This is a genomic window from Modestobacter sp. VKM Ac-2982, from assembly GCF_026967935.1.
Taxonomy (GTDB): Bacteria; Actinomycetota; Actinomycetes; order Mycobacteriales; family Geodermatophilaceae; genus Modestobacter.
Genome location: NZ_JAPVBL010000001.1, coordinates 177,933 through 190,441, shown reverse-complemented (window position 1 = coordinate 190,441; position 12,509 = coordinate 177,933). Strand labels below are relative to the sequence as shown.

Here is a 12,509-nt window from a genome sequence, read left to right as displayed (position 1 = left end):
CCCCTTCGGCAACCCACAGATCGTGGACAAACCCGTGGACGGCCGGACCTGCCGCCTGTGGACGACGTCCGGCGCTGTGCACAGACGATCTCTCGGCGGGCCGCTGACCTGCGGGTTGACCGTTTGTCGACCCTGCGAGCCGGTCACTGACCGCTGTGCATCGGTGACCGTTCGGAGTACCGACGTCCCAGGGACGACGAAGGCCCCCGTCCCCGGTGGGGACGAGGGCCTGTCGGCCGGGCGTGCGCGGGTGTCAGCGCCAGCGCATCGACATGACCAGACCGGCGACCATGGCGCCGAACCCGATGGCGAAGTTCCACGGGCCCAACGTCACCATGAGCGGGATCCGGTCGCCTGCCACGTAGTAGACGACGATCCACAGCAGGCCGAGCAGCATCAGCCCGATCATCACCGGGGCGTACCACCGCGGGCTGGGCTTCGCGGCCTGTGCCCGGGCCGCGCTCGAGGGCAGCACGCCCTCCGGCGGCGTGTAGACCGACTTCTTGCGCACCTTCGACTTCGGCACCTGGCGGACTCCCTCCCGGGCCGGTGGCCTGACGCCCCGGCGTGAACGGTCACCAGCCTAAGCTGAGAGGCCAGCAGTCCCGCCCCGTCACGCGGCGACGTCACCCCTGTCCGCCCTCCCGGGGTGGACGCTGACACCAGGAGGCGTGCATGGCCCGCACCGGGCGCTCCCGCCGGTTCGACCCGTGGGTCGGGCTCGTGCCCGTCGTCGCCCTGGCTGCCGGCCTGCTCTTCGCCACCTCCAGCAGGACGGCGCAGGGCACCGACCTGCGGGGCGGGGAGATCACCGAGCTGTCCGCGCTGATCGAGCAGCGGGACTCCGCCGTCGCCCGCCAGCAGAGCGAGCTGGCCGCCCTGCAGGAGCAGGTGCAGGCGCTCACCGACCTGGCGGCCTCCCGGAACGGTGAGGTCGCCGCCGCTCAGCGGCGGGTCGCTCCCGGGGTCGGCTCCGCCGGGCTCGCCGAGGTGACCGGGCCGGGGATGTCGATCGTGCTGGACGACGCACCGCGCCAGCCCACCGGCACGACCCCGACCGAGGGCAACCCGGACAACCTGGTCATCCACCAGTCCGACGTCCAGGGTGTGGTGAACGCCCTCTGGGCCGCTGGTGCCGACGGGGTGGCCATCATGGGGCAGCGGCTGATCGCCACCAGCGCGGTCATCTGTGTCGGCCCGACCCTGTTGCTGCACGGCCGCGCGTACTCCCCGCCCTACGTGGTCACCGCCGTCGGCGACGCCGACGAGATGCGAGAGGAGCTGGCGGCCTCCCCGGAGGTGCAGGTCTTCCAGGACGCGGTCGAGGACTACGGGTTGACCTTCGACCTCGAGGAGCAGAACCAGCTGACCCTGGCGCCCTACGACGGCGCGCTGGACATGCAGTACGCCAGCGTCGGCTGAGCCCGTTCCCGGCCCGGCCGTCCCGCCCCCTCAACGCCCTGGAGATCGAGCCCCGTGTCCTGCACCGACGTGAGTGTCGAGCGATGAGCCTGCCCCCCGTCCGGCCGGTGCTCGTCGTCGACAACTTCGACAGCTTCGTCTACAACCTGGTCCAGTACCTGGGCCAGCTAGGCGTGCCGAGCCTGGTGCGGCGCAACGACGCGGTCACCGTCGAGGAGCTCGCCGACCTCGACGTCGCCGGCGTGCTGCTCTCCCCGGGCCCCGGCACGCCGGTCGACGCCGGGGTGACCGTGCCGATGGTGCGGGCCGCCGCCGACGCCGGGCTGCCGGTGCTCGGGGTCTGCCTGGGCCACCAGGCGATCGCCGAGGCCTTCGGTGGCGTCGTGGGCCGGGCGCCCGAGCTGCTGCACGGCAAGACCAGCCAGGTGGTGCACGACGGTGTGGGCGTGCTTGCCGGGCTGGGCAGCCCGTTCACCGCCACTCGGTACCACTCGCTGGCGGTCGAGTCCGACAGCGTCCCGGCCGAGCTGGAGGTCACCGGCCGCACGCCCTCGGGCATCGTGATGGCGCTGCGGCACCGGGAGCTGCCGATCGAGGGCGTGCAGTTCCACCCCGAGTCGGTGCTCACCGAGGGCGGGCACCAGCTGCTGGCGAACTGGCTGTCCGGCTGTGGGCTGGCGCCGGATCCCGCCCGGGTCGAAGCTGCGGCGGCCAGCGCCCGCCGGCTCACCACCGTCACCGTCTGAACCGGCCACCCTCAGAGGTGGCCCGGGCTCAGCCGGCGGGCTGCACCGTCTCCGTGGTCTCCCCTGCCGGCGGGACCGGGGTCGAGGGGGTCGGCGTCGCGCTCGGGGTCGGCGTGGGGGTCGGCTGTGCCGGCGTCGGGACGGCGATCAGCAGGGTGACCGTCTCGCCGGCCGACACCGAGGCCCGCGGCCCAGGATCGGTGTCGACGACGGTGCCCGGCGTGGCATCGTCCCGCTCGACGTTGTTGGGCACGATGACCCCGTTGTCGATCCCGGCGTCCACGAGGGCCTCCCGGGCAGCGGGCTCGGTGAGACCACGCACGTCGGGCAGGGTGATCGAGCCGGTGGAGACGCTCAGCCGGAACGACACGTCCGGGGCCGCCTGGCTGCCCGGTGCGGGGTCGAGGGCAACGACGGTGCCGGCCGGCTCGAGGCTGTCGACCTGGTCGGTGCTGGTGCTCCCGGTGAAGCCGGCCCCCTCCAGCCGTTCGATCGCCTCGTCCTGCTGGTCGCCGAGCACGTTGGGGACGGCGATGGTGTTCGGGCCGCCGCCGACGACCAGGGCCACCCGCGTCTCGGGGTCCACCTCGGTCCCTGCTGCCGGGTCCGAGCTGAGCACGGTGCCCTCCTGGGCCTCCGTGCTGGGCTCGCGGGTGATCGGGCCGATCAGGAGGCCCTGGGCCAGGATCTCGGCCTCCGCGTCGGCCTGCGGGTCCCCGACCAGGTCGGGGACCGCCACCTGCTCGACGACCGGGGTGTCGGGCTCGTCCGAAGCACCGTTGAGGGCCAGCGCCAGGCCGACGGCCCCAGCGACGACCAGCACCACGGCGATGACCAGGGCGATGATCCGGTTGCGCCGGCGCTTGTCGTCGGTCTGCCCGTCGTCCCACTCGTCGTTGCCGTACCCGCCGGGGGTCACCCCGATGATCGTGGTCTTCTCGGCGTCGCTCATCACCGGCGTGGCCTCGACCCGCTGGCCGGCCACGGCGCGCAGCAGGTCCGCCCGCATGTCGGCGGCCGACTGGTAGCGGTTGGCCGGGTTCTTGCTCATCGCCTTGAGCAGGATCGCGTCCAGCTCCGGGCTGATCTCCGGGTTGATCGACGACGGAGTCCGCGGGTCCTCCCGCACGTGCTGGTACGCGACGGCGACGGGGGAGTCGCCGGTGAAGGGCGGGCTGCCGGTGACCAGCTCGTAGAGCAGGCACCCGGCGGAGTAGACGTCGGAGCGGGCGTCGACGCCCTCACCCCGGGCCTGCTCGGGGGACAGGTACTGGGCGGTGCCGATCACGGCGGCCGTGGAGGTCATCGTCGCGGCGGAGTCGGAGACCGCGCGGGCGATGCCGAAGTCCATCACCTTGACGGTGCCCTGCGGCGTGATCATGACGTTGCCGGGCTTCACGTCCCGGTGCACGATGCCGTTGCGATGGCTGAAGTCCAGGGCCGCGCAGATGTCGGCGGTCAGGGACATGGCCCGCTCGGGGGACAGCCGCCGCTCACGCCGCAGCACGTCGCGCAGGGTGTCGCCCTCGACGTACTCCATGACGATGTAGGGGGTCGCCCCGGTCGCAGTGCGGTCCTCCCCGGTGTCGTAGACCGCGACGATCGCCGGGTGGTTCAGCGACGCACTGGCCTGGGCCTCGCGGCGGAACCGGACCTGGGACGACGGGTCCCGGGCGAGGTCCTGACGCAGCACCTTGACCGCGACCTCGCGCCCCAGCCGGAGGTCCCGCCCCCGGTGCACCTCCGCCATGCCGCCGCGGCCGAGCACCCCGCCGATCTCGTAGCGCTCGCCGAGCACCTGGGGGGTGGTCATCGGTGGTCCTCTCGGGTGGTGCGGTGCGGCGGTCGCGGCTCCGGGACGGCAGGACCGGGGAGCGGTGCGCCGTCGCGGAGCCTAATCGCTGGCTGCGTCGCGGCAGGCGCGACGCGAGCGCCGGGGGACGCGTGTGTCATGGGAGGTCCGCGGTGTTGGTCTGCCCCAACGCGCCGTCCTCCTGGGCGGCCGATGAGGTCGGGGACGTCGACGTCGGGGCGGCCGAGGAGGTCGGGGACGTCGACGTCGGGGCAGCCGACGTGCTCGTGTTGCTCGTGGTCGGCTGGCTGCTCCGGGTGACCGTGGCGGTGACCGTGGCGGTCGTCGGGGTGGTGGGCCCGTCGTCCTCGTCGTCCTCGCTGTCGGGGGTGGGTGCCGCCGGCGCCGGTGCGTCGCCCTCGTCGCCGTCCTGCTCGGCCTCGGGGGCGTAGGCCTCGGCGGCCACGGCCAGCGTGACCGTCGCCCCGGGCGTCAGCGTGGCCCGCGCCGGGTTGGCGGTCACGACGGCGTTCTCCGCCAGGGCCACGTCGGCCGCCGCCAGCTCGGTGGCGGTGGCCTCCCGCTGCCGCACCTCGAAGCCGAGCTCCTCGAGCTCGTCGGCCACGGTGTCGGCGTCGTCCCCGACGTAGTCGGTCACGTCGAACGCGAAGGTCCCGGAGGCGCTGCTGCTCGCCGACGCGGAGGCCGAGGCGGAGCTGGTGCCCGGCGACGCGGCCGAGCCGTCCGGGTCGTCGGATCCCAACTGGAGCAGGAACACCCCGGCGGCGATCAGCCCCACGAGGGCCAGTGCGGCGGCCGCCCACAGCAGTCGGGTGCGCCGGACGTCCTGCGGGTCGGCCTCCCCGCCGGTCCAGGTGCTCGCTCCGTCGCCGTCGACCGGGGGGCCGTGCAACGGCGGCATGGTCCGGGGCGCGGTCGTGGGGCCGAGGGCGGTGCCGGGGCCGGTCGCCGGGAGCATCGTGGTCGCCGTGCCGTCGTCCCCGACCACCTGGGTCATGGCGGTGGCGGCCGGCACGGTGCCGCCGGCCGCCACCCGTCGCACCGCGTCGGAGAAGGCCGCGCCGTCGGGGAAGCGGGCCGCCGGGTCCTTGGCCAGGCACCGCTCGATCAGGGCCCGGACCTGCCACGGCACGTCTGCGGGCATCGGGGGTGGGGGGCGGTTGATCTGCGCCAGCGCGATCGCCACCTGCGACTCGCCGTCGAACGGGCGCACCCCGGCGATGCACTCGTACCCGAGCACGCCGAGGGAGTAGACGTCGGAGGCGGCGGTCACCACGTGCCCCTGGGCCTGCTCGGGGGAGAGGTACTGCGCGGTGCCGACCACCATGCCGGTGCGGGTGAGGGGGGCGGCGTCGCGGGCGTAGGCGATGCCGAAGTCGGTCAGCTTGACCACGCCGTCCGGGCGCACGAGCAGGTTCCCCGGCTTGATGTCCCGGTGCACCATGCCGGCCGCGTGTGCGGCGGAGAGGCCGTCACCGGCCTGCCCGAGGACGTCGAGGGTCTGCTCGGCGGTGAGCCGCCCGCGCTCGGCCAGGACGGTGACCAGCGGCTTGCCCTCGACGAACTCCATGATCAGGTAGGCCAGGCGCTGGCCGTCCTCGGTCGTCTCGCCGTAGTCGTAGACCGAGGCGATGTTCGGGTGCGACAGGGCGGCGGTGTGCCGGGCCTCGTTGCGGAACCGGATGAGGAAGCTCGAGTCGCCTGTGTACTCGCTGCGCAGCACCTTGACCGCGATGATCCGGCCGAGGGTGCGGTCGCGGGCCTGCCAGACCTCACCCATCCCGCCGGTGGCGATCGGGGCGGTGATCTCGTAGCGGCCGGCCAGCATGCTGCCCACGCGGACCGCCATCAGCCGCCGCCCTGCAGGTGCGCCTCGATGACCTCGCGCGCGATCGGCGCGGAGATGTCGCCGCCGGTGCCGCCACCGTTGCGGATGAAGACCGCCACGGCGATGCTCGGGTCCCCGGCGGGGGCGAAGCCGATGAACCAGTTGTGGTCGGGGCCGGCGTTCTCCGCCGTACCGGTCTTGCCGGCCACCTCGATGCCGCTGATCTGCGCGCGCCGGCCGGTGCCCTCGTCGACGACGTTGGTCATCATCCGGGTCAGCTGCTCGGCGACGTCGGCGGAGAAGGGCTCGGAGAACGTCTCGGGCTCGGTCTGGTCGATGACCGTCAGGTCGGGGGCCTGGACCGACTCGACCAGGTACGGGTTCATCAGCACGCCGTCGTTGGCCACCGCGGCCGCGATCATGGCGGCCTGCATCGGGGTCAGGGCGACGTCGAGCTGGCCGATCGAGGTCTGGCCCAGCGCTGCGTCGCCGTCGATCTCGCCGAGGGTGCTGCCCTCCACCTCCAGCGGGATCTCGAAGCCCGTGCCGTCGATGCCGAGCGCCTCGGCCATCTCCCGGACGGCCTCCTCGCCCAGGTCGATGCCGAGCTGGGCGAAGGCGGTGTTGCAGGAGATGGTGAGCGCCTCGATCAGCGGCTGCTCACCGGTCGGGCTGCAGGGCTGGTCGCCGAAGTTCTGCAGGTCGGTCGTGGTGCCCGGCAGGATGTAGTCCTGCGGCGCCGGGATCACCGTCTCCGGCGCGTAGTCGCCACTGGCCAGCGCCGCGGCGGCGACGACCACCTTGAAGATCGACCCGGCCGGGTAGCGCTCGGAGATGGCCACGTTGGTCCGCGGGTCGGTCTCCTGTGCCTCCAGCTCCTCGGCGTAGGCCCGGATGGCGCTGGGGTCGTGGCTGGAGAGCGGGTTCGGGTCGTAGGTCGGGGTGCTGGCCAGCCCCAGGACGGCGCCGGTCTGCGGGTCCAGGGCGACGACGGCACCGACCCGCCCCTCCAGGGCCGACATCGCCGCCTCCTGCACCGCCGGGTCCAGCGTGAGCTCCACGCTGCCACCCGAGAGGTCCTGCCCGGTGAACAGCTCGGTGAGCCGGCGGAAGCTGAGCGCCAGCCGCGCGTCGTCGCCGGAGAGCACCTCGTCGACGGCCTCCTCCAGCCCCCGGTTGCCGAAGATCAGCGAGTTGTAGCCGGTCACCGGTGCGTAGAGGGGGCCCTGCGGGTAGCGGCGCAGGTAGGTGAGCGGACCCTCGGTCGCCTCGGACAGCGCGATCTCGGTGCCGTCGACGATGATCGAACCGCGCTGCTCGTCGTACTGCTCGACGAGCACCCGGGTGTTGCGCGCGTCCGCCCGCAGCTCGTCGGCGCGGAAGACCTGGATCACGTTCACGTTGACGATCAGCAGCGTGAACAGCACCAGCACGCTGATCGCCACCTTGCGCAGTGGGGCGTTCACGGCTGCACCACCTCGGTCGGTGCGTCGGTGAGCTTCGGCGGCGTGGCCACGGCTGTGCCGGCCGGTCGGCGGGCGGCGTCGCTGATCCGCACGAGCAGCGCGACCAGGCCGAAGTTGGCGACCAGCGAGGACCCGCCGTAGGCGAGGAACGGCGTGGTCAGCCCGGTGAGCGGGAGCAGACCGGTGACCCCGCCGAGGACGACGAACACCTGCCAGGCGAGGGAGAAGGCCAGCCCGGCGGCCAGCAGCTTGCCGAAGCCGTCCCGGACCACCAGGGAGGTGCGCAGCCCCCGCTCGACCAGCACCAGGTAGATTACGATCATCGCCACGAGGCCGAAGAGGCCGAGCTCCTCACCGATGGCGGCGGCGATGAAGTCGCTCTTGGCCACCGGCACCTGGTCCGGCCGCCCGCCACCGAGCCCGGCGCCGAACAGGCCGCCGGTGCCCAGGCTGAACAGCGACTGGACCACCTGGTAGCCGCCGGTGTCGGCGTAGGCGAACGGGTCCAGCCAGGTGTCGACCCGCACGCGGACGTGACCGAAGAGCTGGTAGGCGACGAACGCCCCGCCGGCGAACAGCAGCAGGCCGATGACCAGCCAGCTGGCCCGCTCGGTGGCCACGTAGAGCATCACCACGAAGATGCCGAACAGCAGCAGCGAGCTGCCCAGGTCGCGCTCGAAGACCAGCACCAGGATCGAGGCGACCCAGGCCAGCAGCACCGGGCCGAGGTCGCGGCCACGCGGCAGCTCCAGGCGCAGCACCCGGCGGCTGGCCAGCGCCAGCACGTCGCGCTTGTCGACCAGGTAGGCGGCGAAGAAGACGATCAGGCAGATCTTGGCGAACTCGCCGGGCTGGATGGAGAAGCCACCGAACCGGATCCAGAGCTTGGCACCGTTGATCTCGGAGTTCGGCAGGACCGCGGGGAGCGCCAGCAGGACCAGCCCGATGAGGGCGAGGGTGTAGGCGAAGCGGGAGAGCGCCCGGTGGTCGCGCACGATCACCAGGACGGCGATGAAGAGCACCAGCCCGACCGTGGCCCACACCAGCTGGACCGGGGCGTCCACGCTGGCGGCGCCGTTGCCGCCGACCTGTTCACCGGCGATGTCCAGCCGGTGGATCATCGACAGGCCCAGCCCGGACAGCACCGCGACGCAGGGCAGCAGCAGCGGGTCGGCGTAGGGCGCGAACCGCCGGACGACGACGTGGGCGACCGCCCACAGGACCGAGAACCAGACGCCGAAGGTGACCATCTCGGTGCCCGGGGACCCGGTGACGGTGATGTCGATGATCAGGTGCGCGGCCAGCGTGATGAGCACCGCGAAGCCGAGCAGGAGCAGTTCGGTGCCCCGCCGGGTGGGGACGGCCGTGCCGGGGGCGAGGGCAGCGCGCGGGTCGGTGCCGGGGCCGTTGACCGGCGCAGCCACTAGTCGACCTCCCGGCAGTCCACTCCGGGCTCACCGGAACGCGTCAGCCCGGGGGCCGCGGCTGAGCGCGTCGGCTCGGCGGTGTCGGGGACGGTCGTCGTGACGGTCGTCGTGGCCGCGGCGGCGTCCGGCTGGCCCGGGACGGCGGCGGGGGTGGGCTCCGCCGCCGGCGTCGAGGTAGCGGACGGGGTGCTGGCGGTGACCGCCGGCGTCGTCCGGCACAGGGGCAGCTGCTGGCCGCGGAGGTTGGTGAGGATCCGCTCGGCGTCGTCCGGATCGTCGGCGGGGATCCCGTCGACCACCCGGTTGCGGGCGGCCGGGGTGAGGTCGGTGGTGGCCAGCGCCGTCGCCTCGTCCAGGCGGTAGAGGTCCAGCCCGACGACGGAGGCGTTCAGCCCGCGGAAGACCCCGACCCGGTCACCGTCGGCGGACTCGGCGACCCCGACGAACCAGTGGGCCATCACGAACAGGTACGCACCGATCGTCGCGGCGCCCAGCACCACGACGGCGGCGAGGGCGAACAGGGCGGTGCGCAGCGGCCGGCGACGGCGCGGCGGTGGGGAGCTGGTGGTCAGCGCGGTGGCCTGCCCGGCCGCCTGCGGGTCGGCGAGCGCGGCGCGACCGGCGGCCGACCGGGGGTCGACCTCGCGCTGGCCCACGTGGTCGCCGGCGGCGCCGTCGACGACCGGCTCGACCAGCACACCGCGGCCGTCGTCCTCCACGACGTCGGCGACGATGCAGGTGATGTTGTCCGGGCCCCCGCTGCGGAGGGCGAGCTCGATCAGCCGGTCGGCCGTCGCCTGCGCGTCGGGCTCGCGCATCGCGGCGGCGAGCGTCTCGTGGCTGACCACGCCGGACAGTCCGTCGGAGCAGAGCATGTAGCGGTCGCCGGCGCGGGCCTCGCGCATCGACAGGTCCGGCTCGACGTCCTGGCCGTTGAGGGCGCGCAGCAGCAGCGAGCGCTGCGGGTGGCTGTTGGCCTCCTCTTCGGTGATCCGGCCGTCGTCGATCAGCGTCTGCACGAAGGTGTCGTCGTGGGTGATCTGGTGGAGCTCGCCGTCGCGCATCAGGTAGGCGCGGGAGTCGCCGACGTGGCACAGCCCCAGCCGGCCACCGGCGAAGAGGACGGCGGTGAGCGTCGTCCCCATGCCCTCCAGCTGCGGGGACTCCCGGATCACCTCGCGCAGGTGCTCGCTGCCCTCGAAGACCGCGTGCCGCAGCGCCTGGAGCAGGTCGCCGGAGGGGGCGTCCTCGTCGAGGTGCTCGAGCGCGGCGATGACGACCTTGCTGGCGACGTCGCCCGCCGCGTGCCCGCCCATGCCGTCCGCGACGGCCAGCAGCCGGGGCCCGGCGTAGACGGAGTCCTGGTTGGTGCCGCGGATCAGGCCGCGGTCGGAACGCGCCGCATAGCGGAGGACCAAGCTCATGAACGCAGCTCCAGGACGGTCTGCCCGATCCGGATCGGCTGGCCGGGGGCGACCAGCAGCGGACCCTGCACGCGCTGCTGGTCGAGGTAGGTGCCGTTGGTGGACCCGAGGTCCTCGACGTACCACTGGCCGCCGCGGTTGGTCAGCCGCGCGTGCCGTGAGGAGGCGAAGTCGTCGGTGAGCACCAGCGTCGAGTCATCGGCGCGGCCGATCAGGATGGCCTGTTCCCCCAAGGTGATCCGGGTGCCCGACAGCGGGCCGGCGGTGACGACGAGGTGGCGGGGCCCGCGGCCACCGCGCTTGCGGGCGGCGGCGGCGGCGCGGGGCGGCACCGAGGCCACCCGGCCGGCCCGGCCGCCGAACAGGTCGGCGCGGACCACCCGGAAGGCGGCGAAGACGAACAGCCAGAGCAGGATCAGGAAGCCGAAGCGGAACGCCTGCAGCACGATCTCCGCGGTCACTGCTCGGCCCCGCCCGGGCCTGCGCTCAGCCTTCTCACGCGCCGTCCTGCCGGTACACCAGCACCGAGTGGCCGATGCGGAGGACGTCGCCGTCGGCGAGCTCCTGCCGGCTGACCCGGCGGCCGTTGACCAGGGTGCCGTTGGTCGAGCCGAGGTCCTCGACGACGACCGCGCTGCCGGCCAGCTGGACGTCGGCGTGCTTCCGGCTCACCCCGGTGTCGGGCAACCGGACGTCGGCCTCGGTGCCGCGGCCGAGCACGTTGCTGCCCTGCTCGAGCACGTGCTTGGTGCCGGGGCCGTCGACGACCAGGACGTGACTGACCCGCTGGCCGGCCCGGCCCACGACCGAGGGCGGCTGGGCGCCGGTGTCGGTGGCCCCCACGGCGGCGCCGGGGAGCCGCGGGAGCGGGGGCAGGCCGGGCGGCGGTGGCGGCGGGGCGGCCGCGGAGCGGCTCGGGGCGCCGCCGGTGACGTGCGAGGCGACCTCGAAGACCCCGGTGCGCAGCTCCTCGTCGAGCTCCAGCCGGACCTCGATGTCACCGAAGGTCTGGTAGCCCTCGCGCTCGATGTGCTCGGCGACCATGTCGGCGAGCTCGGCGGCCAGCTGCTCGGACCACTCGACGAGGTTCTCGTGGTCGGTGGGGCCCAGCATCACGACGTAGACGTTCGGGGCGAGGACCCGGTCACCACTGAGCACCGAGCGTTGCTCGTCGGCCTCGCGTTGCAGGGCGTGGGCGATCTCGGCGGGGTGGACCTTCCCCTTGAACACCCGGGCGAAGGCCAGCCCGACCATGCCCTCGAGGCGTCGCTCGAAGCGCTGCAGCACACCCACAGTCGCTCCCTTGCGCTCGGTCGACCTCCCACTGCCTGAGCGCTGATCGTAACCGGGGGAGGGTCGCCGGGACGTCGCGCAGCGCAGGACGCCCCGGACGATGTCGTCCGTGCCGCGTCGGCACACCGTTCTACCAGCGCACCGCCCGCCGGGGGGCGGCGCCGTGCCGGACGGGGGCCTGCGAGGACCACCTCCGAGGGGGCTGCTACTGTCCTTCCTCGCCAGGGCAAGTGGCGGAATGGCAGACGCGCACGGTTCAGGTCCGTGTGTCCGAGAGGACGTGGGGGTTCAACTCCCCCCTTGCCCACCAGAACGACCAGCAGGGGCCGCCCATGGGGCGGCCCCTGCTGCGTTCCCGGGCGGGTTGCCCCGGGCGCCCGGCCGCACAGGCCGTGCCCCTGCGACCCAGCAGGAGGCGGCCGGGTGGGGTCACGCCCGGCTCAGTCCCCGGTGCGGTGCGGGAGCTGCTCCTGGTCGGGCTCGCGCCGTCCGCCGATCGTCTGGGCGACCAGGACGAGCCCCCACGGCCCGATCACCCAGATCGGCCACGGGTAGATCCAGCCGTCGGTGACCAGCGAGGTGATCAGCCAGATGCCCACCACGATGACCGCGGTGCTCAGCCAGCTCGCCCAGGCCGCCCGCATGCTCGACCCGCCGGCCCAGGCGCCGAAGCTCCCGTGCCAGCCGTGGACGGCCCAGGGACCGCCGCCGGCCGGGCCGGCCGGTGGGCCGGCGACGGCCGGCGCCTCGAGGGCCCGGCTCCCGGCCGGCTCGGCGGCGGGGAGGTCCGTGGTCAGCTCGGCGAGCTCGCCGTAGGTGCGGGCCGCGTAGGCCCGGGCCAGCCGGTCGTCGTACTCCTCGACGGTGAGCCGGCCGGCGGACATGTGGTGGCCGAGGACCTCGGCCACCGCGGCTCGGTCGGCGTCGGCGGCACGCAGGTGGGGCTCGGGCATCGGGGGGCTCCTCGTCGTCGGTGCCCGTCCAGTCTGTCGCCGCCCGACCCGCCGAGGCCACTGACGTCTGTCACGACCCTCGCCGGAGCCGGTGGTTCCACGTGGAACGGGGGCACCGCTGCTGTGGTGAGCTGTCC

General features: G+C 73.7%; 11 protein-coding genes and 1 tRNA gene. 3 read left to right on the top strand and 9 right to left on the bottom strand.

Annotated elements, in window-relative coordinates:
- Positions 1-253 precede the first annotated feature (253 nt).
- Complete coding sequence (crgA, locus tag O2W20_RS00995; protein WP_269169893.1) at positions 254-526, bottom strand: cell division protein CrgA; 273 nt, start codon at positions 524-526, stop codon at positions 254-256.
- A gap of 149 nt (positions 527-675) precedes the next feature.
- Here crgA and O2W20_RS00990 point away from each other — a divergent pair, with 149 nt between their 5' ends.
- Positions 676-1,422 (top strand): DUF881 domain-containing protein, encoded by a 747-nt coding sequence (locus O2W20_RS00990; protein WP_269169892.1) that lies wholly within the window; start codon positions 676-678, stop codon positions 1,420-1,422.
- Between the two features lie 83 nt (positions 1,423-1,505).
- Positions 1,506-2,168 carry an aminodeoxychorismate/anthranilate synthase component II gene (locus O2W20_RS00985; protein WP_269169891.1) on the top strand — a complete coding sequence of 221 codons (663 nt, stop codon included), beginning with the start codon at positions 1,506-1,508 and terminating at the stop codon, positions 2,166-2,168.
- Between the two features lie 28 nt (positions 2,169-2,196).
- On the opposite strand, the gene pknB is transcribed toward O2W20_RS00985, so the two are convergent.
- The 7 genes from pknB to O2W20_RS00950 all read right to left on the bottom strand — a co-directional run bounded on the left by pknB (position 2,197) and on the right by O2W20_RS00950 (position 11,419).
- Complete coding sequence (gene pknB / locus O2W20_RS00980) at positions 2,197-3,981, bottom strand: Stk1 family PASTA domain-containing Ser/Thr kinase (protein ID WP_269169890.1); 1,785 nt, start codon at positions 3,979-3,981, stop codon at positions 2,197-2,199.
- Between the two features lie 136 nt (positions 3,982-4,117).
- Entirely contained in the window at positions 4,118-5,830 is a 1,713-nt protein-coding gene (locus O2W20_RS00975) for a serine/threonine-protein kinase (protein WP_269169889.1), read from the bottom strand.
- Positions 5,830-7,275 (bottom strand): peptidoglycan D,D-transpeptidase FtsI family protein, encoded by a 1,446-nt coding sequence (locus O2W20_RS00970; RefSeq protein WP_269169888.1) that lies wholly within the window; start codon positions 7,273-7,275, stop codon positions 5,830-5,832. Before O2W20_RS00970 ends, O2W20_RS00975 begins: the two co-directional genes overlap by 1 nt.
- Entirely contained in the window at positions 7,272-8,699 is a 1,428-nt protein-coding gene (locus O2W20_RS00965; RefSeq protein ID WP_269169887.1) for an FtsW/RodA/SpoVE family cell cycle protein, read from the bottom strand. The genes O2W20_RS00970 and O2W20_RS00965 overlap by 4 nt, the downstream gene beginning before the upstream one ends.
- Complete coding sequence (locus tag O2W20_RS00960; protein ID WP_269169886.1) at positions 8,699-10,126, bottom strand: PP2C family protein-serine/threonine phosphatase; 1,428 nt, start codon at positions 10,124-10,126, stop codon at positions 8,699-8,701. Before O2W20_RS00960 ends, O2W20_RS00965 begins: the two co-directional genes overlap by 1 nt.
- The gene (locus O2W20_RS00955; RefSeq protein ID WP_269169885.1) at positions 10,123-10,587 is read right to left on the bottom strand and encodes an FHA domain-containing protein FhaB/FipA; all 465 of its coding nucleotides are present in this window, start codon (positions 10,585-10,587) and stop codon (positions 10,123-10,125) included. Before O2W20_RS00955 ends, O2W20_RS00960 begins: the two co-directional genes overlap by 4 nt.
- Before the next feature lie 34 nt (positions 10,588-10,621).
- The gene (locus O2W20_RS00950) at positions 10,622-11,419 is read right to left on the bottom strand and encodes an FhaA domain-containing protein (protein WP_269169884.1); all 798 of its coding nucleotides are present in this window, start codon (positions 11,417-11,419) and stop codon (positions 10,622-10,624) included.
- 224 nt (positions 11,420-11,643) lie between these two features.
- Between O2W20_RS00950 and O2W20_RS00945 the strand changes: the two genes are divergently transcribed.
- Positions 11,644-11,729: transfer RNA gene (locus tag O2W20_RS00945), tRNA-Leu, on the top strand.
- 130 nt (positions 11,730-11,859) lie between these two features.
- Here O2W20_RS00945 and O2W20_RS00940 read toward each other — a convergent pair.
- On the bottom strand, positions 11,860-12,372 hold the full coding sequence (locus tag O2W20_RS00940; RefSeq protein ID WP_269169883.1) for a DUF1707 SHOCT-like domain-containing protein: 513 nt from the start codon (positions 12,370-12,372) through the stop codon (positions 11,860-11,862).
- Between the last annotated feature and the right edge of the window lie 137 nt (positions 12,373-12,509).